We start from the raw sequence: 22,139 nt of genomic DNA, 5'->3' as shown, positions 1-22,139 counted from the left end.
GTGCGGTGTGGAGACAGCGAAATCCATCTGGGTCAGGGAACACTCCTGTCCGTCATGTGGATTTGAGACGGACAGGGACGCGAATGCGGCGATGAACGTCTTGCAGAGAGGCTTTGCTGAATTAGGGCTGGGATGGCCCGAAGACACGCCCGTGGAGACTGTGACCGCTACGGACACGACTCACTTCGAGTCCGTGTCTGCAAGTCATGTCGTGGAAACGGGAAGCCTCGGGGTCGTCCGAGAGCGCGATGCGCTCTCGGGATGACGAGAGAGCAACGCTCTCTCGAACCACTTGACCCCGAGGCGATTCACGCGACGTCGCAGGCGGGAGCGGCGGCGATCACAGTATGTACGGGACGGAGATCCTCCCGGCCTGCCGAAGGGACGACCTCGTCCGTACTCCTATCGGTGAAAAGCTACGAGTAGGCTCGGCGGAAGTGTCCCAACGTCGCCCTCAGAGGACGTACTCGTCGGCGGTGATCTGCGTGTAGCTCCCGCGAAGCTGCCGCTTGGTCCATTTATATCGCAACAGCAGCTTCGTCGCGCCCCATCCGGCGGAGTAGGTCCGCTTCAGGAGGTCGCCGCCGGTCTCGGCCGCGAGCATCACGTCGGCGGTCTCGATCACGCGGTCCCAGTCGGCGGGGCCGTACTCGCTCACCATCTCGGCCATCGCCACGCTGCGCAACACCTCGTCCCCGATCGCTTCCTTCCAACGGCGGTTGTAGGACGCGAGGTCGCCGGTCGCGGCCAGCTCGCCGGCGATCGCTCCGGTTCGAACGGCGACGTGGTCGCCGCCCTCGTGGAACGCGGAGGTGGTTCCCATCGCCCCGCCGGCGACGGCGATCCCGGCGTCGGTCGGCGAGTCGATCGGCTTCGTCGAGGAGATCGCGTACGTCTCGGTGCCGTTCCGCTTGCCGGCGTCCTCAACGATCGGGAAATCCTCGAGGTCGTACTCGTCGCCGTACTGCCACTCGAGGAGCCGCTCGATGTAGGTGGCGCCGTTCGGAATGGTGTCGTCCTCGGGGCGCAATAGCTCGTACGACTCGCGGTCCGCGACGTCGTCGATGTCGATCCCGATCGGCATCGTGAGGCCGACCCGGCAGACCCGGTCCTGGTTGGGGAACACCCACGGATAGGCGGTTTCGCCGGGCATCACGCCCCACCAGAAGACGATGGCGTCCCGGATCTCCTCGTAGAGATCCTCGGGGAACCGTCGGTACTCCTGATAGGCGATGTGGTTGGCCTTCCGCGAGGCGAGCCGTTCGGAGGCGGCCGAGCCGTCCGGGAGATATCGATCGAGCACCTTGTTGGTGACCGGCCGCTGGGGCCCGTCCGCCAGCACGAGGGCGTCGGCGCCGACGGTCTCGCCGTCCGCGAGGTGGAGGACGTGCCGCGGATCGTCGTCGCGGTCCGGATCGATCGATGGATCGGTCTCGACGTCACGGACCGACGCCTGCACGCGGTAGCGCGCGCCCGCATCCTCGGCGCGCTCCCGGAGGAAGTCGTCGAACCGTGCCCGGTGGAAGGTGTAGCCGAAGGCGTCGTAGGAGGAGTCGATCCCGGTGTGATAAAGCGTACACCCCGTGTTCGGGCCGCGGAATTCCGCCCGGTCGAGCTCGTTCTGTACGACCCCCTCCGGGAACTCGTCGGGATGGATGCCCATAATGTCCACCCAGTAGTCGAGGATGCCGGCGGCGTCCGTCGAATCGGGGCCGATACCCTCCCGGTCGGCGCGCGGGACGCCCTTCTCGAACACGATCGCGTCGGCTCCGGCGCTCGCGGCGGCGTGCGCCGCCGAGGACCCGGCGGGACCGCCGCCGACGATCGCAACGTCTACGCGTTCCATACTCGTGAGGGACGCGCTCGGGCTATTAAACCCACGGAGGGCGATCGGTCACTGGAGGGACGGATATCGCCGAACGGGTGGCGTTCCCAAGGACGGGATCGATCAGCCGGGTTATTGCCGTGGGTCGAATACGTTCGGGCAATGGTCACGATGCAGCTCGAGGCCGACGAGATCGACGAGATCCTCCGGACCGCCGGATCCGGGGTGTTGTCGCTGTGTGACGGTACGGAGACCTACGCCGTACCCGAGTCGTTCGGGTACGATGGGGACGCCCTCTACTTCCAGCTGGTCCACGACGACGACAGCGAGAAGATGGCGTTCATCGAGACGACGGGAACCGCGACGGTCACCGTCTACAGCGAGTCGCCCGCCGAGAGCGTCGTCGTCCGTGGCTCGATCGAGCCCGTACCCGACGCCGACCACGCGATCGCGATGAACGCGATCGCCGAGAACGCCGCCATTCCGACGCTGAACGTCTCTCCGACCGCTGCGCTCGATGATCTCACGATCGATCTGTACCAGCTTCGGCCCGAGAGCGTGTCCGGTCGAGCTTTCGGCGACCGACACGAGGCCACCGAGGGCGACTCTCTCCCCCTGGATGACGGGCAGGCGTTTCCCTGACGGGACCGGCGATCCCGCCACCGGGTACGCCGTGAGCGGCATCGATCACCCGTCGACCGGAACGGCCGCACCGCTCGTCACGCTCGTGGCGTCCGAACAGAGCGCACACATCACGCGGGCGACCTCGACCGGATCGACCCACTCCTCGGAGGGCGTCATCAGCTCGCGGTTCATCGGCGTGTCCAGCACGTCCGGTAGCACGGCGTTGGCCCGGACGACGCCGCGGTTTTCCGCGGCGATCGTCTCCGTAAGCAGCCGAACGCCGGCCTTGCTGGCCCGGTAGATCCCGTCACCCTCGCCGCCCTCCAGGCTGGATCGGGCGGAGACGGAGACGATCGATCCCTCGGTCTCCCGGAGGTGCGGGATCGCGTGTTTCGAGACGAGGAACATCGTCTTCAGGTTCACGTCGAGGAGGAACTCGAAGACGTCCTGCCCGGTCTCGTGAATCGGGGTGCCCCCTCGCCAGGTGCCGGCGACGTTCAACACGTGGTCGATCCGGCCGTAATCGGCGACGATCGTCTCGACCGTCGCGGCGACTTCGTCCTCCTCCGTACAGTCGGTTCGGTAGAACCGATCGATCGCGTCGGGGTCAACGAGGGCGTCCTCGTGGTCCGGCGCGCGGCGGTTGACCGCGACGACGTCGGCCCCGGCCTCGTCGAACGTCTCGGCCGCAGCGCTGCCGAGCGCCCCGGACGCACCGGTTACCAGCGTCACGTCGTCCTCGAAGTCGAACTCGACGTCCATACAGTGTGGTATGTCCACACGACACTTCAACGACGGGGTGCTCGTCGGTTCGGTATGGTCAGCGTGGCGGGTGTGGTCGTCGTGGTCGGCTCAGCCTGCGTGGTCGGCGTCGGCGGTATGAATGGCGTCGGCGGTATGGATGGCGTCGGCGGCGTGGGTCGCGTCGGCTGCGGCGTCACGCCTCGGTCTCGAGCTCGCCGTCCCAGTCCCGATAGCCGCCGGCCATACTCGCGATGCAGGCGTCGTCGGCGACCGCCTCGAAGCTGCTGATGAGCTTGGCCGCCTGGATCGACGACTGTCCGATGGGACAGGCGACCACGATCTCCTCGCCCCACTCGTACTCGTCGATGCGGCTCGGGAGGTCGCTCATCGGGATGTTGATCGCGCCCGGGATGTGCCCGCGTGCGAACTGGCCCGGCTGGCGAATGTCGACGATCTGTACGTCCTCGTCGTCGAGCTTCGCCTCGACGTCCTCCGTGGTGATCTCCTCGACCATACACCCACGTGGGATCCTCACGCCCTAACCCGTTTCGGACGCCTTACCCCGTTCCGGGGACGATCGCGACCGTCTCCCGTCGAAAGCCGTCGTCGTCCCCCTCCCAGCGCCAGGAGCCGACGAAGGGCTGCCCGTCGAGCGCGCAGATGACGTACGACCGGCCGGACCAGGTGGCGTCCACGGCGTCCGTCTCGCTGGGGTGTGGCGGGCCGGTCGGGTGAGAGTGGTAGAACCCGATCACCTCGTCGTCGGCCGCCTCGATCGCCTCAAGGATCGTGAACTGCTCCTCGGGATCGATCAGATATCGGGTGCGGGGCGTCTCGGCGGCGTTGTTCGCACGGTAGGTGCTCGTGACGACGTGTCGATCGGCGTCCGCCTCGATGCGGCCCGCGAGGACGCCACAGACCTCGACGGGTTCGGTCGCCTCGCGTCCCTCGATCGCGTGGGTCACGACCGCGTCGTAGGCGCCGCGCATAAACTCGATCATCCCGATCCGGATCACGTGGACGATAGGTATATGCCTCGCGGCCGAGAGGACTCAGCAACCGCTCCCGGCACGGAGCGTTCGCACCCACCGATGAAGGTATCCGTCCGCTCACACACGCTCGAGATCGACGCGACACACGTCGCGGAACCCGCTACCGAGATCCGCAACCAGATCCGTGCCTACGAGCGCGGCGATCGTCGGACGTTCGACCTGTCGGTGACGACCCCGGACGGACTGACCGGCGACGTGATGGCCGCAATGGCCGAGATCCCCTTCGGCGAGACGCGGACGTACGGGGAAATCGCGTCGACGGTCGGATCCGCCCCCGTCGCGGTCGGCGGGGCCTGCGGACGGAATCCCGTTCCGATCGTCGTCCCCTGTCACCGCGTGGTCAGGAGCGACGGGAGCCTCGGAGGCTACTCCGCGGCCGGCGGCGTCGCGACAAAGCGGCGGCTCCTCGAGTTCGAGTCACGGCAGGCGGGGGACGGCACCGTCCAGACGCGCCTTCCAACCGAGTGAGACGGGGTGGTCGGATCCGAGACTCAGTCGTCGCCGAGGATGCCGCGATGGGTCATCCGCTCGGGATCGAGCACCTCGTCGGCCTCGGCCTCGGTGAGGTAGCCCTCATCGACCGCGACCTCGCGGACGGTCTTGTCCTCGGCGAGCGCCCGTTTGGCGACCTTCGAGGCCTTGTCGTAGCCGATCGCCGGGTTGAGCGCCGTCGCCAGCGCCATCGAGCGGTCGACCTGCTCGGCGCAGTACTCCTCGTTGGCTTCGAGTTTGGCGACGAACTTCTCGCCGAACGCCTCGGCGGCGTTGGCGAGCAGTGCAGCGGACTCGAGGAAGCTGTGCGCCAGGACCGGCTTGTAGAGGTTCAGATCGATCTCGCCGCGAGCGGCGCCGGCGCTGATCGTCGCGTCGTTGCCGACCACGCGCTTGTGGACCTGGTTGACCGACTCGGCGACGACCGGGTTGATCTTGCCGGGCATGATCGACGACCCGGGCTGGTTCTCGGGCTGTTCGATCTCGCCGAGGCCGTTGCGCGGGCCGGAGGCCAGCAGGCGCAGGTCGTTGGCGATCTTGTTCATCGAGCCGGCGACGGTTCGGAGCGCGCCGTGTGCCTCCGCCATCGCGTCGTGGGCCGCCTGCGCCTCGAAGTGGTTGTCGGCCTCGCGGAAGGTCGTGTTCGTCTCCTCGGAGATGTACTCGGCCGCACGCTCCGGGAACTCGGGGTGGGTATTGAGACCGGTCCCGACCGCGGTGCCGCCGAGCGCGAGCTCGCGGAGGTGCAGCCGGACGTCGCCGACGCGCTTGATGCCCTTCTCGACCTGGGTCCGGTAGCCGCCGAACTCCTGACCGAGCCGGATCGGGGTCGCGTCCTGGAGGTGGGTCCGACCCGTCTTGACGACGCCGTCGAACTCGGTTTCGGCGTCCTCGAGGGCCGTTCGGAGGGTCTCAAGCCCGGGGATGAGGTCCTTCTCGACCGCCTCGAGGGCGGCGACGTGCATCGCCGTCGGGATCACGTCGTTGCTCGACTGGCCGTAGTTGACGTGGTCGTTGGGGTGCACGACGCGGTCGCCGATCTCCGCGCCGGCGATCTCGGCGGCCCGGTTGGCGATGACCTCGTTGGCGTTCATGTTCGAGGAGGTCCCCGAGCCGGTCTGAAACACGTCGACGGGGAACTGGTCGTCGTGCTCGCCGGCGATGACCTCGTCGGCGGCGTCGACGATCGCCGCGGCCGTCTCCTCCTCGAGCAGTCCGAGGTCGCGGTTGGCCTGCGCCGCCGACTTCTTGACGATCCCGAGCGCGCGGATGAACCGCCGACCGAAGGTGCTTCCCGAGATCGGGAAGTTCTCGACGGCACGCTGGGTCTGGGCGCCCCAGTAGGCGTCCGCCGGGACCTGCATCTCTCCGAGGCTATCCGATTCGATCCGGTAATCGTCTCCCATACGCGCCCGTGGTCGGTCGAGCGTGTAAACCCTACTGAATCGCGCTTGGCCGCCTCGTGGTTGGAGTCGCCTCCACCTCCGCCGGAGATCAGCTCCCGGCGAGGGGAGCCCTGGCTGCGGTCACTCCTCAGCCGGCAACAGACCGGCGTCGCGGACCGCGTCGTCGAGGCTCCCGTCTCCGTGCTCGGCGTACGCGCTCGGGGTATACGTCTGCAGCTCCATCGCGTGGATGTCCGTGGTCATATGTTCCCCGAGCGCGTCGTAGACGCGCTGGTGCTGTTCGACCAGCGAGAGCCCCTCAAAGGCCGGCGAGACGATCGTCGCCGCGTAGTGGTCGTCCTCGTCCTCGTCGTCGTGGACGCGCGGTCGCGTCACGTTCGCGACGGCGTCGGTGATCTCCGTCTCGATCAGCTCCTCGATCGCATCCAGTTCCATACGCAGCGATCGCGCCGGCGTCCTAAAAGCGACGCGGGACGTCGAAGCCGGGGGCGTGGGACGTCGAAGCCGGGGAACGTGGGACGTCGAATCCGGGGAACGTGGGACGTCGCGGCCGCCGGCGCGATCGAGGCGGCCGAGGGTTTTTCACCGATCTCGCCGTCGATCCGGTATGGAGATCGTCACCGAGGCCGACGTCGAGGCGGTCGAGGCCGTTCCGGGCGTCTTCCTCACCGCGGAAGCCGCGGGGGAGCGGACCAGCGTGCAGGGATTCACGGTCGAGCCGGGTGCCGAGATCCCCGAGCACCGCCACGACCACGAACAGGCCGGTATGGTTACCGCCGGCATGTTGACATTCCTGATCGACGACGAGGAGCGCCCCGTCAGTGCGGGCGAATCGTACGTGATCCCCGGCGACGAGCCGCACGCGGCGGTCAATCACGGCGACGTGCCGGTGGAGGGCTACGACGTCTTCTCGCCGCCCCGACTCGATCCGGACTGGATGACGGAGTGACGGAGTGGGCTCTCGATCGATCGCGTGTCGATCACGCCGCGGATCCTCAATGCCGAATACGTTCGGCAGGATCCTCAGTCGATGGGAACCCCCGACCCCCCTATATCCGTGCCGGCGGTAGAACCATCTGTTTATGAGCGATCGAACACGGAACGCGGGACGGAGCCTCGATCGGCGAACGTATCTCTCGGCGACCGCGGCGGTCGGCGCCACGCTGCTTGCGGGCTGTTCGGGCGGCGGAAACGGAAACGGCGGCGGAAACGGAAACGGCGGCGGAAACGGAAACGGTGGGGGAAACGGAAACGGTGGGGGAAACGGGAACGGAAACGGCGGAGGTGGCGACGAGTACCTCTCCGAGGAGCCGAACTACGACGGCTGGTTCGACGACGTGAGCAACTACGAGGGGCAGACGCTCGACCGTCGCGACGCCGACAGCGTCACGGTCGACGTCGGTTCCGGTGACGGGTTGCAGTTCTCCCCGCCCGCGGTCGCCGTCTCGACCGGGACCACGGTCGTCTGGGAGTGGACCGGTCAGGGCGGCCAGCACAACGTCGCTGCCGATGACGGCTCCTTCGAGTCCGAACGGACCGACGAGGAGGGCCACACCTTCGAGTACACCGTCGAGAGCGCGGGAACGTATCCATACGTCTGTACCCCCCACGAAGCCGTCGGGATGAAGGGCGCGATCGTCGTCGAATAGCGCCCACGATCGGAAGCGGAACGCCGATCCGACGGATACATACTTACGACCCGGGGACGATCGGGTCGGATACGGGCCGTCACGGGAGCCAACCGGCGACGACGCTCGAACACACGACAGGACACGACACCGATGACACAAGCACGCCTCGTCGTCGAGATGCCCGATGGACCGTGGGTCGCGGACATCTCCCGCGCGCATCCCGACGCAACGTTTCAGGTACTCGCGGCGCTGCCGGGTGACGGGCCGGGATTCGCGCTGGTGTGGATCTCGGCGTCAGACCTCGACGGCGTCCTCGAGGACATGCGCGACCACGCGGTGTTGACGGACATGTCCGTGATGCAGCGCACCGACACGGAGGCGACCGTGCAGTTCGAGACGACCGCACCGATGCTTTTGGTCGCGGCCAAACGGTCGGGGATCCCGATCGAGATGCCCATCGAGATCCGGGACGGAGAGGCGACGATCGACGTCACCGGCGCCCACGACCGGCTCTCCGAGTTGGGTCGACAGTTCCAGGAGCTGGAGATGGACTTCCGCGTCGAGTACATTCAGGAGCGACTCCAGCCCAGCCAGGTGCTCACGGAGACCCAACAGCGACTCCTGTTGACCGCCGTCGAACTCGGCTACTACGATACGCCCCGGGAGTGTTCACTGACCGATCTGGCCGAGCACGTCGGGATCGCCAAATCGACCTGCAGCGAGACGCTCCACCGCGCCGAAGAGGAGATCATCAAACGCTTCATCGACGATCTCCCGCCCCGAGTGGACGCCGAACCGGAGATGGCCGGGGACGGGCCCGGGTCGAAGGGCCAGGGGACCGCCGCCGAAACGGTCGACACGCCGGAGTAACCCGCGGACTAGCCGTCGGACCGGTCAACACGGTTTTCACCGACGAGTTTCACTCTCGCCGACGTCGTCGAGACCCTCGAGGTCCTCCTCAACGTAACTGTGCTCGTCGGCCGGGAACGATCCGTCCGTCACCGCATCGCGGTAGGCGGCGACGGCCCGGCGGGTCTCCGCGCCGACGTCGCCGAACTGCTCGGAGAAGGAGGGCGACCAGTCGTTGAGCCCGAGTACGTCCGTTATCACGAGGACCTGCCCGTCACACTCGGGTCCGGCGCCGATCCCGATCGTCGGGATCTCGAGACGCTCGGTGATCACGGCGGCGAGGTTCGCGGGGACGTGCTCGAGCACGAGCGCGAACGCGCCGGCCGCCTCGTGGGCCTCCGCCAGTTCGATGATCGACTCGGCGGCCTCGCGGTCGGTACCCTGTCGGGCATACCCGAGTTCGTTGACGTGCTGGGGCGTCAGGCCGAGATGCCCCATCACCGGGATTCCGACGTCGACGAGCGCCTCGGTCAGCGCGACCGTGTGGTCGCCGCTTTCGATCTTCACGGCGTCGGCACCCTCCTCCTTCAGGAGTCGTCCGGCGTTGTGGATCGACTCCGCTTCGTCGGCGCCGAACGAGAGGAACGGGAGGTCGGCGACGACCAGCGTCTCCTCCGTGGCGCGTGCGACCGCTCCGGTTCGGCTGGCGATGTCGTCCATCGTGACCGGGATCGTCGAGTCGTATCCGAGCACGGCGTTTCCCATACTGTCGCCCACGAGGATGACGTCGATGCCCGCGTCCTCGATGATCGACGCCGTGGGTGCGTCGTAGGCGGTCAACATCGTGATCGGCTCCTCGCCGGCCTGCTTCCGGAGCCCCCGCGTCGTGGTCATATCGGAGGATGCCACGGCCGCCGCTTAAATCGCTCGTGTCCGGCGAGACGAGGACGGGGTCATCGGTCCGCCCACTCGACCATCCGTGCGTAAAATGGATCCGAGCTGAGCGCCTCGCGGTCACCGACCAGCACGAGCGCCTGCTTCGCCCGCGTGAGTGCGACGTTGATGCGGCGATGGTCCTCGAAGATCGGACCATCGAGATCGCCGGCAGCGACGAGCGAGACCACGATCACCGGCTTGCTGGAGCCCTGAAACCGGTCGACGGTGTCGACGGTCACGTCGGTCCGGCGCCCGATCTCGGCCACCTGCGCGCGGAACGGCGCGATGACGCCGATGTCGTCCGGATCGACGCCGGCATCGACGTACGCGTCGACGATCGCGGCGACGCGCTTTGCCTCACGAACGTTCCGGTTGCCCTCGCGGGTTCCATCGGGATCGAGAAGGGTGACGTCGTCGCGAAGCTCCGGCGGGAGATCGTCCGGATCGTCCACGAGGTCGGCCACCGACTGGCCAGCGACCGTGCCGGTCGCGGGACGGAGCGCGCCGTCGTAGAACTCCCGGGAGGCGAACGCCTGGATCCGCTGGCTCATCCGATACTGGCGGTCGAGCATCACGCTCGCCTCGGGATACGTCTCGACGAGCCGCTCGAACAGCGAGCGTTGGAGGTCGTTCTCCGCCCGGACCACCGGCGGAAGCTGTTCGTGGTCGCCGACGAGGACGAACCGGTCGGCAAGCGAGATCGCCGCGAGGGTACTCGGCTCGGTGAGCTGTGAGGCCTCGTCGACGAGCGCCACGTCGAAGGACTGTTCGCGCAGCACGCGGGAGCCGCAGGCAGCGGTCGTAGCTGCGACGACGTCGGCTGACTCCAGTTCGCGCGCCCGATCGGTCGGATCGCCCCGTTCACGGAGGCGGACGTCCTGCATATCCCCGCGGACGCCGGTCTCGGTGCCGACGCGAACGATGTCCGTATCGATCTCCCCGTCGCTTCCCGCACGCACCGCTTCGAGCGCGTTGTCGACCGCCCGGTTCGTGAACGCCGCGAGCAGCACCCGGTCGCCGTCGCCCACGAGCGCCTCGATCGCCCGGGCGATCGTGTACGTCTTTCCCGTCCCGGGTGGGCCGTGGATCAGCGCGAGGTCCTCAGCGGTGGTCGACAGGTTTACGGCCGCGTTTTGCGCCTCGTTGTTCCCGATCCACTCGCGTTCGGGGCCGGAAAACGCCGGATCGCGCCGGTCGAACAGCACGTCCTTGCGCCGTTCGTCGCCCTTCAGGATCGCGTCGTGGACCGCGGTGAGCATCCGGTCGACGGAGATCTCCGAGGGGTAGACGTCGAGTCGCCGGAGGGGGACCGGCTCGTCGGTCTCGACGACCACCGTCTCACCGATCGACCGGATCCGCCCGAGTTCGGCGTCGCCAGCGACCGGATCCCCGTCGGAGGCGAGCGCGATATCACCCTCACGGAGTTTCGAGACGGGATTGCCGGGCTTTCGCGCTTCGAGCCGCCAGCGGCCCCCATCAAGTTCGACCTCGTCGACGGGATCGAGGTCGATCAGTGCCCGGTCGTCGTCGGCCCGCTCCGCCGGTGACTGCTCCCAGAGTTTCCGGTACTCCGCGTGCGTCTCGCGCCGTTCGGCCTCGATCGCGCGGTAGAAGCGGTCGACGTACTCGCGCTCCTCGGCCGGCAGCGGGGCGCCGATCTGCCCCGCCTTCGACTCCTGGTTCAGCCGACCGGAGACGACCATACAGGTGTCCTGTTCGAAACAGTACTGGCAGGTCGCATCCGCCTCGTAGCCGGTCGGGATCCCGGGCTGATCGCCGGTTCCGTTGAGCGCGTGCCACTCCATCGCGGCGAGCTCGTTGCGGGTTCGGACCACGAACTCGAGCAGCCCGTCGCCGATTGAGAACTCCTTGGCCGGCGAGAGGTCGCCGGTGGCCTCGCTCCGGTCGAGGGCGGTGTTCTTCGTGTACAACAGCGTGCCGGTGTCGGGCTGCTCGTCGTGTTCGGCAAGCAGCAGCGCGTAACAGGCCGCCTGGATCTTGTCCTGGAACCGGGGATCGCGGTTCGTGTTCTTGCCGGTCTTCAGCTCGACCGGCATCCCGCGCCGGAGCGCGTCTGCACGCCCCTTCAGTCCGTACGTCGGGGAGATCAACGTGTACTCCGAGCGCCAGTCGTCGCCGTCGGTGAGGGTCCCCTGCGCCAGCCAGCCGTCGATCGCGGCGGCGTTGCGCCGAACCTCCTCGACGACCTCAGTGGCGTCGTACCCGAGGATCCCGAGCTCGAGGCCGGCCTCCGCGACGCGGTCGGCGATCGATTCCTCGAGGTCGACTCCGCGAAGGAGATCGCCGAAGACCTCGTGGACGATCGTCCCCTTGACCACCGGATAGTTCAGCGGGATCCCCGAGAGCTTGTTGAGATAGTACATCCGGGGACACTGGACCCACGACCGGATCCCGGTCACGTCGACGAGGAAGTCGGGCTCGAGCACCACGGCGGAGTCACCGGTCGTGGAGTAGGTCGTCTCCCCCCGGTACTCGTCCGCCTCGGCGTCGGTGACGAGCAGCTCCATTCCGATCTCGGCGTGCGCTGCCGTCTCCGTCCACGACCCCCACAGCGTGACCGAAACCGGATCAGCAGCGCCATCCTCGGGGCGGATCGTCACCGAACAGCAGTCGCGATCGCCGTACTGGGTCGACACTGTTCGGACGTCACCGACGTCGACGATCGGCCCCCGAAGGTTCACGCACACGTGTGGGAGATGGGCGCGAAAAACGCTGTCGGTCGGGATGATCCGATCACGATGAGCGATCCCACCGACGCCTATTTCCGGGGCACGACCATACGGGCGGGCGGAGTTCTCCCGATGGACGCACTCGGCCTGACGCTCGTGGTGTCCGTGCTGTTGCGGCTCGTGGGCGTCGGGCTGTCGCTCGTGTTGTTGTATCACGTTCGCGACCGTCGGTTCGCGTTCCTCACGCTGTTGCTGTCACTGATGGCCGTCAGGCAGCTGTTCACGCTCACCGGCTCCCCCTCGGGTCTCGCCGAGATTCCCGGGTTGCTGGTGAGCGTGCTCGCGCTGGTCGTCATCTACTACCTCCACGGCTACGTTCGCGAGGAACAGGCCACGAAGGCCGAACTCACCGAGACGAATCGGACCCTCCGGGCGAGCCGGAGTCGGCTCGCAGCGACCGCCGCGGCATCTCCCGAGGACGTGGTGGTGTTCGACGCCGAGGGACGGTGTGTCGAGGTCATCTCCGGGAACGACGAGGACGTCACCCGGGATCTCGTCGGCCGATCGGTCACGGACCTGTTTCCGTCGGAGCCGGCCGAGCGAATGCGCACGGCGATCGAGACGACGCGACGAACCGGCTCGGTCGAACGGCTCGAGTACACGACCGACCGAGGCGGGACACAACGGTGGTACGACGTGCAGACCGCTCGCGTGGACGATCCCGACTCGTCCGCGGCGGCGGGGGACCGGGTATTGGCGAGCCGTCGCGAGATAACCGAGCGGAAGGAGCGCGAACGCGACCGTCGTCGGTTTCGCCGCGCCGTCGACGCCGCGGGGGCGGCGGTGTACATCACCGATCGGGATGCCACGATCACGTACGTCAACCCGGCCTTCGAGGAAATCACCGGGTACACCGCCGAGGAGACGATCGGTCGGACGCCGCGGTTACTCTCCTCGGGAGCCCACGACGAGGCGTACTACGAGCGGCTCTGGGAGACGATCGAGTCGGGCCGGACGTGGCGTGAGGAGATCACGAACGAACGGAAATCGGGGGAGCGATATCACGCGAGCCAGACGATCGCGCCGGTGTTCGACGAGGACGGCACGATCCTGGAGTTCGTCGCCATCCAGGTCGAGGTGACCGACCGGAAGCTCCGGGAGAGACAGCTCGCGGTCCTCGACCGAATGCTCCGGCACAACCTCCGAAACGATCTGAGCCTCGTCCTCGGCCACGCGGAGACGCTCGAGGACGCCACCGAGGGTGACCTCCGGGAGAGCGCGAGGCTCATCCAGGAGACCGGAACGGGATTGCTTGAGAAGGCCGAAACCGAGCGACGCGTCGTCCAACTCATCACCGAGAACCCGACCCCACGCCCGCTCGACGTCCGGCCGATGGTCGACGCCGCCGTCGAGACCGTCCGCACCATGGACCCGGCGGCGACGATCGAGGTTGAGGCACCCGAGTCGGTCTCCGCGGTCACCCTTCCGGCCCTCGAGACGGCCCTCAAGGAGCTGATCGAGAACGCGATCATCCACGGGGACGCGGAGCCACGCGTGTGGGTTACCGTCGAGACGACCGACGAGACCGTGAGCGTCCGGATCGCCGACGACGGACCGGGGATCCCCGAACAGGAGCGGGCGATCCTGACGGAGACGCACGACATCGACGCCCTCCATCACGGCTCGGGGATCGGACTCTGGTACGTGTACTGGGTGACGAAGCTGTCGGGTGGCCGGCTCTTCTTCGAGGATCGATCCCCCTGCGGCAGCGTCGTCGTCATCACGCTCGATCGGGCGGATCGATAGGACGCACGTAGGGTCGCCGGGACGCACGGAGGACCGACGGGACGCACGAAGGATCGACGGGAACGAGGGGCGGTGCAGCGATCCCGGGCATCGACACGCTAATGCGGCGCAAGCGGCAACGGTGTCGTATGCGCGTTCGCGACTGGCAGGACATCTTACAGGAGGTGACCGAGGAGTCGACCGACCCCGATGGATGGCGCGCGGTCGCCGGCAGCCGCCGCGACGGCGTCGGCGAGGACCTGTTCATTGGCCACCCGAGCGTCGGCGTCTACCAGCTCAAGACGTACGCGAAGAACCCACGGGAGCTTCGCGGCGTCGGCACCCGGGTCGCGCGCCGAGTCGATGACGGTCTCGATCCGCTGTTGCCCGCCGAGGGCGCCGCCGGTCGCTTCGCGGTCCGGACGCCGCCCGAGGACGAGGACCACGCCGAGGAGATGGCGACCCGCCTCGAGGAGACGCTGAAGGTCCACGCCGAGGCACCAACCGAGCCGGATCACCTCTTCGAGGACGTGATGGACGCGATGGACGCGCCGGCGTTCGGCCCGATGGACTACGAGTTCGACGGCCGTCCCGACGAGCTCGACGATCTGACCGACGAGTTCGAGGAGGCCGAACGGCTGCTGTCGGCGGAGATCGACGAGCTCATCGAGGCGGACGACGTCGGTCGCGGCTTCCACTGACTGATCTCGGGGAGCTCTACCGACGGATCCGCGCCGTCCGCTGAGGAAAGCGTGGATTTCCAGGAACGTTTTAACCGCCCGGCGGAAAGAGCGGGTATGCTCGACGTCGCCTTACACACGGGCAGCGAACACCCCGACCTGTGGTGGATCGTCGTCCCGACGCTGCTTGCGTTCCTCGCGGGAACCGGGACCAGCCTCGTTGCGGACCGCGTTCGATCGACGTTCGGGTTCCTCGACGATCCCGCCGAATAACGGGCTGTGTTGGCGTTTTTTTCGTTGATTTTCCGATCGTCGTGAGCGACGGCGTTCATCGATGGGGCGTGACCCGGGAGCGTCCGCCGTGGTCGAACCCACGTTTTAGGCCGCACGAAAAATATTTAGTATTTGATAAATTTGAAGTGGATGGAGGCCCATACTACACACGTGATGAACACACAACGGACCGTTCGTCAGGAAGCGGGTACCGTCGAGGAGAACGCGCTCAGGATCGAGACGGCCAAGGCCGAACAGATCGTCGACGCGCTGAACGCCGATCTCGCGAACGCGTACGTCCTCTACCACCAGCTGCACAAACACCACTGGAACGTCGAGGGGGCGGAGTTCCTCGACATCCACGTGTTCCTTCAGGAGGTCTACGAGGACGTCGAGGACGCGGCCGACGACCTCGCGGAACGACTCCAAGCGCTCGGCGGCGTCCCGCACGCGAGTATGACGACGCTTGCGGACCACGCGACCGTCGAGACCGAGGACGAGGACGTCTACGACGTTCGGACGTCACTCGCGAACGACCTCGAGATGATGGGCGACATCATCGAGAGCTACCGAGAACACGTCGAGCTGACCGAGAATCTCGGCGACTACACCACCGCCGAGATGCTGCGTGACCAGCTCGAGACGCTCGAGGAACACGCCCACCACATCGAACACTACCTCGAGGACGACACCCTCGTCGTCGAGTCCGCGACGAAGTAAGCCGTCGGAAGAACGCACCCGAAAGAACGTATCCGGAAGAAGGACGCGACTGCACGAACGTTACTGCACGGGCGTTACCGGATCTCGAGGCTGGGTTCGTCGGTCCGTCCCGGGATCTCGATCTCGATCTCGAGTTCCGGATCGTCGACGCCCTCGTACTCGACCTCCAGCTGGATCGGCTCTCCGAACGCGAACGGGAGCTCCCAGTCGTCGCCCACGATCGTCACCTCGTCGTCGTCGCGAAGCCGTTCACCCAACGCGATCAGGACCTCGCCAGCCGCCGCAGCGTCGAGTCGGAAGGTGTCCTCGAAGTTCCGTCCCGGCCGGATCGTCGATCGCTCATCGGCATCAGTGTCGGTGTCGGTATCGGCATCGATGTCGGCGTCGGTATCCGCGGCGTCGGCGGCGCCACCGGGGTCCGCCATCTACCGGGTCACCTCGACTGCCCCGTCGATCGCGATCCAGCCGTCGCTGTTCCCCGATTCGGTGAACACCGTCGTTCCGGGGGCGCCCTCACAGACGGATAGCTCCGGCCGCTCCCCGGCGGATGGTTCGACGGCGTCGTCCGCCTCCGACCGCATACCGGTTGGCATACGACTATTTAGGCAAACCTAAAATAAAACGGTTCTGATCTAGTTGGGATGGGTGACGGTGTCACTCACCGCGATCTGGAGGGCCCGATTCGATCACCTCGCGGGGATCCCCGTTCGTGAGCAGCGTCTCGGCGAGTCGATCGGTGACCGACGGGCTGACGATTCCGGCCATCCGCATCGCCTCACGTTCGGCGGCGTCGAGATCCAACACCGCTCGAAAGAACCACGAGAGCGTCACGTAGCTGCGATGCAATCCGTCGGCTCGGTCGCGACCTGACGGCGTCAACGTCGCTCCCTCGTACGGCTCGTAATCGACCAGCCCCCGAGTTTCGAGCCGCTGGAGCATCTCCGTCGTCGCGGCCGGCGAGCGATCGAGGACTGCCGCGAGCCGACCCGAGGACACCGGTGGCGCCGAGCGATGTTCGACTATGTACAGGCCGAGGAGGTACTCCGACTCCGTGGTCATTCCTTCCGCTCCTCGGTGGTATGCGTCTCCGTCGATCGGGGCGAATCGTCGGCGCCACGGGGGTCAACAGCGGTGTCGCCAGCAGCGACATCGTCGGGGGCTCCGAACAGGCCGACGTACAGCCCAGCCCAGCGTCGAGCACGCCGGGAGCGGGGCGTCTTCCGCATCCGTTAGTCCCCCCGATCCCGCGGCGGACGCCCTCCGAGTCGGCCATCGATCATCGAGATCATCGGTTCGAACCCCTACCGTCGAACCGGCATCGGGCAGTCGGCACGGATGAACGGATCCGCGTCGGCGGTCGCGGCAAGCGCAATGCCGCGATCCTCGGTTCTGGATACGGCCCACGCCGGAACCGTCGGGATGCCGTAGTCCGTGGGCTCCCGATACCGTGCGGCGATGACCCACGTGCGGGCCCGCATACCGTCCGTCCCCTGGTCAGCGGGTGACGAACTCACCTGGTCGGCCGACGGCGACGTTTCCTGGTCGGTCGACGATGACGCCGTCGCAGTCGAGGCGGCGTCGGCCTCCGAGTTCCGAGAGGACGAATCGTCGTTTCGCATCCTCAGATCGCCCCGTTGATCACGTCCGCGACCTGCTGGCGGTTGAACAGCGTAAGCGACTCCTCACGGAGCGTGTCGATCCCGTTCCAGTCGCCGAAGGCGTCGGGGTAAAACTGCCTCGCCGCCGCCTCCGTTTGAAAGAGGTTGACGATCGGCCCCTGGTAGGAGCCGCCGCCGCGGTAGAGCCGGTCGTTCCGGACGGCCGAGAGTTGGCTCCCGACCGGATCCTGGCGCATTCGGTCCATTCGGTCCTCGAACGCCGTCGCCGAAACGTGTGAGAAGCCGTACTGGAACACGATCGCGTCGGGGTCGACCGCGAGCAACTGCTCGTAGTCCCACTCGCCGTAACTCCCCTCGAGGTGGTCGTCGAAGGCTCCGCGCATTCCGAGGTCGCGGTACTGCTTGTGGTTGTTCCCCTCCTGGACCGGATAGACGTAGAAGGAACCGCCCTCGAAATCGGAGTTGACGGACACCAACCCGACCGTGGGTCGCTCCGCCGCCGGCGGGATCCCCACGTCGATCGTTCGTTGTGCCTCGTCGTGGATCGCGGCGAACGCCTCGTACCGCTCGCGTTCGTTGAAGGCGTTCGCGACGATCTCGAACGCCTCGTACAGCGAGTAGTACCGGTAGTCGTGCCACTGATCGCCATGTCGCCGGATGTAGTTGCCGAGGAACGGTCCGACGTCGTCCGTGATCCCCGCCGCGTCGTCCGCGTTCCAGTCGTCGTTCAGAACGCCGAGCCAGTTGGGGTCGATCAGGTGGAGGTCACAGTCCAACTCGTAGAAGACCTCCGCGTCGAACTCGCCACCGCCGGCGATCGACGTGACGTCCTCGAGGGAGACCTCGACGTCCGGCAGCGCGTCATAGAACGCCGTCGGCATCGACTCGGGGTCCCACAGTCCCCGGAGGCCGTCGGCTTGTCCCAGGGCGATACCCATATCCCCGTACGTGCTGAGGAAGGCGAGCCAGGTTTCGGGCGGCTTATCGAACTCGACGGTTCCCATCGGCGCCATCGTCACCGAATACGACGGAGCCGCACCGGCCTCCGTCGCCGCTCCCGTTCCTGCCTCCGTCTCCGTCGCCGTTCCCGTTCCCACGGCGGCCGGGTCCGAGGGGGTCGAAGAATCGGCGTCGACGCCGCTTCCGGTGCATCCGGTGAGCAGTGTTCCCGCGATGACCGCACCGGCGGACGCCACGCACTCCCGGCGCGTGAGCGTGTCGATCGTCTCGTTATCGGCGCCGATGGGGTCAGTCGAATTGGTCGGACCATTCGGATCGGTCGGCTCGTCGAGCATATCTTTAGGGTAGCCTAAACACTTTAAAGCGTGTCGGTTTTTAGGCTGGCCTAATACATCGGATCGGGATCTCACCAGGCCCCTCCCACTACGTCGGGGGCGAGCGTCGCGCCGGCGCCGAGACCGACGCCGACGACGATCAGGGCGAGACTGTACCCGAGAACCGGCCCGACGAGCGACCGATCGATCGTGGCGGCGAAGGCGACCTTGACCAGGATCGACGCCGTAGTCCCGGCGATGACGCCCCAGACCGCGGTGTCGGCCGCGATCCCGCCGGTACTGACCAACGTGACCGCCGAGGTCACCGCCGTCCCCGAGGAGACGAGCCCCGCGAGGAACATCGTGATGAGGAACCCGCCGGCGCCGACGGTTGCCTGTGCGCCCGCGGCGACCACGAGGACGACCAGGAACAGCGCGCCGAAGGTCAACGCGTTCGTCGTGCTGAAGGGAGACGTGATGTCAGTCTCGACGGTCGCGTCCCAGTCGCTGGTCCACATCGATAGCACAACGCCGGCGACTGCGATCCCCCCGAGCGGGAGGCCGACCGCGACCGCCTCGGTGGGAACGAACGCCGCGACGACGACGGCGTTTCGAAGCGCCATCGCCGCATTGGCCAGGAGGATGGCGCCAACGGCCAGGTCGCGAAGCGAGGGATCGACGGCGGCACGCTTCGTGATCTCCGCGATGACCGCCGTCGAGTTGACGAGCCCGCCGAAGAAGCCGGTGACGGCCAGCCCGCGTCCCTCGTAGCGCTTGAGCAGGGCGTAGTTGCAAAAACCGATCGCGGCGATCGCGATCACGAGCAACCAGACGACCCGCGGCTGGATGGCGTTCCACGGCCCCATCGGCTCGCTGGGCAACAGCGGATAGACGACGAACGCGAGGATGGCGAACTCGGTGGCCGACCGCACCTCCTCCTTGGAGAGCCCCCACGCGAACTCGTGCAGCTCCCGCTTCAGCACCAACAGGAGGGAGGACAACACCGCAACCGTCACCGCCTCGATGTAGAGTCCCTCTCCGACGAGCGCCCCGATGCTGTAGGCGACGAGCATCGAGACCGACGTCGTCAGCGAGAGCCCCTCGTGATCCTCCTCGATGAAGCTGCGAACCCCGAGCAGGATCGCGTGGGCGACGATCAACAGCCCACCGACGACCAGCAGGCCGCCGGCGTCGAGCACGATGAAGACCGCGCCGAGCAGCCCGAGGAGCGCGAACGTCCGGATGCCCGCCGTCTTGTGTGACCACTCCCGCTCCAGCCCGAGGAACATCCCCAGCAGCGTCGCAACGACCAGCTTCGTCACCGACGCGTCGAGCTCGGCGACCAGCGTGCTCTCGATACCCGTCTGGATCAGCGGCATCGGTGGCGACCCCCGTTGGCAGGCGGCGACACCGGCAACGTGGCCCACGGCGTCGGACTCGTTCGATCGGCCATGGGTGGACGTAGACCTGGCGGCGCCGAATAGGTTACGGATGGCAACGTTTACCTATATATTACTATATATCTATCGGCGGTCGGTGACTCGTGAATCCGTCGTCGTCGGCCCTCCCGGGTGCGTCCCCGATCGAGCTCGCGGGCCGGAGCACCACAAGGGCCATTTCCGTCGGCGTCGTAGATCCGTGTATGCTCGCGAGTGCGTACGACTTCCACCTGTTCGACCTCGACGGAACGTTGGTCGACGCCGAGTGGGCGTACACGCGCGGCGTCTTCGACCGCGTCGGCAACCGGCTGGGTCGGCGTTTTTCCGACGATCAGGCCCGGATCCTCTGGCACGGACTGACCGGATCGCGCAATGAGACGCTCCGGTCGTGGGGGATCGACCCCGACGCCTTCTGGGACGCCTTTCACGCCGAGGAGGATCCCCGCGTTCGGGCAGAGTCGACGTACCTCCACCCCGACGCCGAACGCGTCCTCGCGGCCGTCGAGGGGCCGACCGGCCTCGTGACCCACTGTCAGGAGTTCCTCACCGGGCCCGTCCTCGACGCGCTCGACCTGCACGACCACTTCGACACGGTCGTCTGCTGTACCGAGTCGACCGGCTGGAAACCCGATCCGACCCCCTTGGAGCTCGCGATGGATGACCTCGACGTCGGCCCCGACCGGGCCCGGGGCTACTACGCCGGCGACGGCGAGGGCGACGTCGGGGCCGCCTGGAACGCCGGCCTCGATGCAGTGCACGTCGAGCGGCTCGGTCACGCCGAGCGCGGTCGCTGCGTGCTCGGCGACCACAGGGTCGAAAGCTTCGACCCGCTGCTGTGAGTACGTCCGCTCGCCGGGGGCGCGGTTAGGGCTCGCTCACGCGCAGGACGGGTTTGATCGTCTCGCCGCTCTCGGAGTCCTCGACCGCCTGCTGGACGTCCTCGAAGTCGTAGTAGGTGACGAGCTCGTCGAAGGGGAACTTCCCCTGCCGGTATAACTCGATCAGGTCCGGAATGAACTGCTGGGGGTCGCCGTCGCCCTCGACGATGCCCGTGATCGTCCGACCGTTCAACAGGAGGTTGTTGACGTCGTAGCTCGCCTCCGTTCCGAGGGCGGGAGCACCGATGATCCCGGCGGTCCCGCGTTGGGTAAGCGTCTCGACGACTTGTTCGGCGACGTCGGGGACGCCGGTCGTCTCCAGGGCGTAGTTCACGCCGCCGCCGGTGAGCTCGCGGACCGTCTCGACGACATCATCGACCGCGGCCGGGTTGACCGTCTCTGTCGCGCCGAGCTCCAGCGCCTTCTCCAGCCGGTTGGGCTTCAGGTCGACGGAGATGATCTCGGTACACCCCTTGATCCCGGCGGCCATCACCGCCGAGAGGCCGACCGACCCGGCGCCGAAGATCGCGATCGACGAGCCCGCCTGCGGGTCAAGCGAGTTAATGACCCCGCCGGCGCCCGTCTGGATCCCGCATCCAAGCGGGCCGAGCAGTTCAAGGGGCACGTCATCGTCGACCGGGACGACGTTTCGCTCGGTCGCGATCGCGTGGGTCGCGAACGATGACTGCCCGAAGAACCGGCCGCTGACGCGCTCGCCGTCCCGTGAGATCGGCGACGTGCCGTCCTCTGGACGGGCGCCCGAGAAGTTGTGCTCAAAGAAGTCCTCACAGAAGGCCGGATGACCGTCCCGACAGCTGTGGCAGTCGCCGTCGTAGTCGTAGCTCAGTACGACGTTATCGCCCGGTTCGAGACCGGTCACGCCGGGACCAACCGCCTCGACGACGCCGGAGCCCTCGTGGCCAAGCACTGCCGGCAGCGGCGTCGGATACAGCTGATCGCGGACGATCATGTCGGTGTGGCAGACGCCCGCCCCGACGACCCTGACGAGCACCTCGCCCGCCTGTGGCTCCTCGAGTTGGACCGTGTCGATCTCGAACTCCCCTTCCGGCTCGGTAACGAGTGCCGCGTCTACGTCCATTACGATCTATGAATGGGTCCGTCAGCGCTTGACATCCTCCCGCGCCTGAAGACGTCCCCAGAACGCAGAGCGTTCTGGTGGGCGAACGAGACACGTCGTGTCTCGTCAACGCGGGAATCCCAC

At 67.0% G+C, this 22,139-nt stretch carries 27 protein-coding genes; 11 read left to right on the top strand and 16 right to left on the bottom strand.

From position 1 onward, the window contains the following. Nucleotides 1-265, top strand: a 265-nt coding sequence (locus BLW38_RS14770) for a zinc ribbon domain-containing protein (RefSeq protein ID WP_143040914.1), incomplete at its 5' end; no start/stop codon positions are given. A 189-nt stretch (nt 266-454) separates the two neighbouring features. Here the strand turns inward: BLW38_RS14770 and BLW38_RS14765 are convergent. Beyond that, the gene (locus BLW38_RS14765; RefSeq protein WP_092817964.1) at nt 455-1,846 is read right to left on the bottom strand and encodes an NAD(P)/FAD-dependent oxidoreductase; all 1,392 of its coding nucleotides are present in this window, start codon (nt 1,844-1,846) and stop codon (nt 455-457) included. Nucleotides 1,847-1,987: 141 nt separating this feature from the next. Here BLW38_RS14765 and BLW38_RS14760 point away from each other — a divergent pair, with 141 nt between their 5' ends. After that, nucleotides 1,988-2,467 carry a pyridoxamine 5'-phosphate oxidase family protein gene (locus tag BLW38_RS14760; RefSeq protein WP_092817963.1) on the top strand — a complete coding sequence of 160 codons (480 nt, stop codon included), beginning with the start codon at nt 1,988-1,990 and terminating at the stop codon, nt 2,465-2,467. Nucleotides 2,468-2,512: 45 nt separating this feature from the next. Here the strand turns inward: BLW38_RS14760 and BLW38_RS14755 are convergent, their stop codons facing one another. The 3 genes from BLW38_RS14755 to BLW38_RS14745 all read right to left on the bottom strand — a co-directional run bounded on the left by BLW38_RS14755 (nt 2,513) and on the right by BLW38_RS14745 (nt 4,194). After that, nucleotides 2,513-3,211 carry an SDR family oxidoreductase gene (locus BLW38_RS14755; protein WP_092817962.1) on the bottom strand — a complete coding sequence of 233 codons (699 nt, stop codon included), beginning with the start codon at nt 3,209-3,211 and terminating at the stop codon, nt 2,513-2,515. Between the two features lie 175 nt (nt 3,212-3,386). Then, a complete protein-coding gene (locus BLW38_RS14750; protein ID WP_092817961.1) occupies nt 3,387-3,707 on the bottom strand; it encodes a rhodanese-like domain-containing protein in 321 nt (106 codons plus the stop codon). Nucleotides 3,708-3,750: 43 nt separating this feature from the next. Then, complete coding sequence (locus BLW38_RS14745; RefSeq protein WP_092817960.1) at nt 3,751-4,194, bottom strand: desampylase; 444 nt, start codon at nt 4,192-4,194, stop codon at nt 3,751-3,753. 90 nt (nt 4,195-4,284) lie between these two features. Between BLW38_RS14745 and BLW38_RS14740 the strand changes: the two genes are divergently transcribed. After that, the gene (locus BLW38_RS14740; protein WP_092817959.1) at nt 4,285-4,713 is read left to right on the top strand and encodes a methylated-DNA--[protein]-cysteine S-methyltransferase; all 429 of its coding nucleotides are present in this window, start codon (nt 4,285-4,287) and stop codon (nt 4,711-4,713) included. Between the two features lie 23 nt (nt 4,714-4,736). Here the strand turns inward: BLW38_RS14740 and BLW38_RS14735 are convergent, their stop codons facing one another. Together BLW38_RS14735 and BLW38_RS14730 are read right to left on the bottom strand one after the other, a co-directional pair. Further along, nucleotides 4,737-6,143 carry a class II fumarate hydratase gene (locus BLW38_RS14735; protein ID WP_092817958.1) on the bottom strand — a complete coding sequence of 469 codons (1,407 nt, stop codon included), beginning with the start codon at nt 6,141-6,143 and terminating at the stop codon, nt 4,737-4,739. Between the two features lie 120 nt (nt 6,144-6,263). Further along, entirely contained in the window at nt 6,264-6,578 is a 315-nt protein-coding gene (locus BLW38_RS14730) for a BolA/IbaG family iron-sulfur metabolism protein (RefSeq protein ID WP_092817957.1), read from the bottom strand. A gap of 172 nt (nt 6,579-6,750) precedes the next feature. On the opposite strand from BLW38_RS14730, the gene BLW38_RS14725 reads away from it, so the two are divergent. The 3 genes from BLW38_RS14725 to BLW38_RS14715 all read left to right on the top strand — a co-directional run bounded on the left by BLW38_RS14725 (nt 6,751) and on the right by BLW38_RS14715 (nt 8,644). Further along, nucleotides 6,751-7,092 (top strand): cupin domain-containing protein, encoded by a 342-nt coding sequence (locus BLW38_RS14725; RefSeq protein ID WP_092817956.1) that lies wholly within the window; start codon nt 6,751-6,753, stop codon nt 7,090-7,092. 133 nt (nt 7,093-7,225) lie between these two features. Then, nucleotides 7,226-7,792: a halocyanin domain-containing protein gene (locus tag BLW38_RS14720; protein ID WP_092817955.1), complete on the top strand. Its 567-nt coding sequence runs from the start codon at nt 7,226-7,228 to the stop codon at nt 7,790-7,792. Between the two features lie 132 nt (nt 7,793-7,924). Further along, on the top strand, nt 7,925-8,644 hold the full coding sequence (locus BLW38_RS14715; protein ID WP_092817954.1) for a helix-turn-helix domain-containing protein: 720 nt from the start codon (nt 7,925-7,927) through the stop codon (nt 8,642-8,644). Between the two features lie 36 nt (nt 8,645-8,680). Here BLW38_RS14715 and panB read toward each other — a convergent pair whose 3' ends face one another. Both panB and BLW38_RS14705 read right to left on the bottom strand, forming a co-directional pair. Next, nucleotides 8,681-9,517 (bottom strand): 3-methyl-2-oxobutanoate hydroxymethyltransferase, encoded by an 837-nt coding sequence (gene panB / locus BLW38_RS14710; protein ID WP_092817953.1) that lies wholly within the window; start codon nt 9,515-9,517, stop codon nt 8,681-8,683. A 59-nt stretch (nt 9,518-9,576) separates the two neighbouring features. Further along, nucleotides 9,577-12,261 (bottom strand): AAA domain-containing protein, encoded by a 2,685-nt coding sequence (locus tag BLW38_RS14705; RefSeq protein ID WP_092817952.1) that lies wholly within the window; start codon nt 12,259-12,261, stop codon nt 9,577-9,579. A 57-nt stretch (nt 12,262-12,318) separates the two neighbouring features. On the opposite strand from BLW38_RS14705, the gene BLW38_RS14700 reads away from it, so the two are divergent. The 4 genes from BLW38_RS14700 (at nt 12,319) to dpsA (ending at nt 15,707) form a co-directional block, all read left to right on the top strand. Then, nucleotides 12,319-14,055 carry a PAS domain-containing protein gene (locus BLW38_RS14700; RefSeq protein ID WP_177167538.1) on the top strand — a complete coding sequence of 579 codons (1,737 nt, stop codon included), beginning with the start codon at nt 12,319-12,321 and terminating at the stop codon, nt 14,053-14,055. A gap of 128 nt (nt 14,056-14,183) precedes the next feature. Next, nucleotides 14,184-14,735 (top strand): hypothetical protein, encoded by a 552-nt coding sequence (locus tag BLW38_RS14695; protein WP_092817950.1) that lies wholly within the window; start codon nt 14,184-14,186, stop codon nt 14,733-14,735. Nucleotides 14,736-14,831: 96 nt separating this feature from the next. Continuing rightward, a complete protein-coding gene (locus tag BLW38_RS16395; RefSeq protein WP_177167537.1) occupies nt 14,832-14,987 on the top strand; it encodes a hypothetical protein in 156 nt (51 codons plus the stop codon). A gap of 174 nt (nt 14,988-15,161) precedes the next feature. Beyond that, nucleotides 15,162-15,707 carry a DNA starvation/stationary phase protection protein DpsA gene (dpsA, locus tag BLW38_RS14690; protein ID WP_092817949.1) on the top strand — a complete coding sequence of 182 codons (546 nt, stop codon included), beginning with the start codon at nt 15,162-15,164 and terminating at the stop codon, nt 15,705-15,707. Nucleotides 15,708-15,781: 74 nt separating this feature from the next. Here the strand turns inward: dpsA and BLW38_RS14685 are convergent, their stop codons facing one another. The 7 genes from BLW38_RS14685 to BLW38_RS14665 form a co-directional block, all read right to left on the bottom strand. Beyond that, nucleotides 15,782-16,132: an amphi-Trp domain-containing protein gene (locus tag BLW38_RS14685; protein WP_092817948.1), complete on the bottom strand. Its 351-nt coding sequence runs from the start codon at nt 16,130-16,132 to the stop codon at nt 15,782-15,784. Then, nucleotides 16,133-16,300 (bottom strand): hypothetical protein, encoded by a 168-nt coding sequence (locus BLW38_RS16390; protein ID WP_177167536.1) that lies wholly within the window; start codon nt 16,298-16,300, stop codon nt 16,133-16,135. It lies immediately after the preceding gene. A gap of 61 nt (nt 16,301-16,361) precedes the next feature. Then, entirely contained in the window at nt 16,362-16,766 is a 405-nt protein-coding gene (locus BLW38_RS14680; protein ID WP_092817947.1) for a metal-dependent transcriptional regulator, read from the bottom strand. Continuing rightward, the gene (locus BLW38_RS16385; RefSeq protein WP_177167535.1) at nt 16,763-16,933 is read right to left on the bottom strand and encodes a hypothetical protein; all 171 of its coding nucleotides are present in this window, start codon (nt 16,931-16,933) and stop codon (nt 16,763-16,765) included. The genes BLW38_RS14680 and BLW38_RS16385 overlap by 4 nt, the downstream gene beginning before the upstream one ends. Nucleotides 16,934-17,008: 75 nt before the next feature. Next, on the bottom strand, nt 17,009-17,326 hold the full coding sequence (locus BLW38_RS14675) for a hypothetical protein (RefSeq protein WP_092817946.1): 318 nt from the start codon (nt 17,324-17,326) through the stop codon (nt 17,009-17,011). 2 nt (nt 17,327-17,328) lie between these two features. Then, nucleotides 17,329-18,621 carry an ABC transporter substrate-binding protein gene (locus BLW38_RS14670; RefSeq protein ID WP_092817945.1) on the bottom strand — a complete coding sequence of 431 codons (1,293 nt, stop codon included), beginning with the start codon at nt 18,619-18,621 and terminating at the stop codon, nt 17,329-17,331. 71 nt (nt 18,622-18,692) lie between these two features. Then, entirely contained in the window at nt 18,693-19,979 is a 1,287-nt protein-coding gene (locus BLW38_RS14665; RefSeq protein ID WP_092817944.1) for an MgtC/SapB family protein, read from the bottom strand. Nucleotides 19,980-20,242: 263 nt separating this feature from the next. Here BLW38_RS14665 and BLW38_RS14660 point away from each other — a divergent pair, with 263 nt between their 5' ends. Beyond that, nucleotides 20,243-20,878, top strand: coding sequence for an HAD family hydrolase (locus BLW38_RS14660; protein WP_092817943.1), 636 nt, complete (start codon nt 20,243-20,245; stop codon nt 20,876-20,878). Between the two features lie 25 nt (nt 20,879-20,903). Here the strand turns inward: BLW38_RS14660 and BLW38_RS14655 are convergent, their stop codons facing one another. Continuing rightward, nucleotides 20,904-22,016 carry an NAD(P)-dependent alcohol dehydrogenase gene (locus BLW38_RS14655; RefSeq protein ID WP_092817942.1) on the bottom strand — a complete coding sequence of 371 codons (1,113 nt, stop codon included), beginning with the start codon at nt 22,014-22,016 and terminating at the stop codon, nt 20,904-20,906. Nucleotides 22,017-22,139 lie beyond the last annotated feature (123 nt).

The sequence above is a fragment of the Halopenitus malekzadehii genome (assembly GCF_900108505.1).
Lineage (GTDB): Archaea > Halobacteriota > Halobacteria > Halobacteriales > Haloferacaceae > Halopenitus > Halopenitus malekzadehii.
Note: the sequence above shows the minus strand (reverse complement) of the source record. Positions and strands in the feature narration are given on the sequence as shown.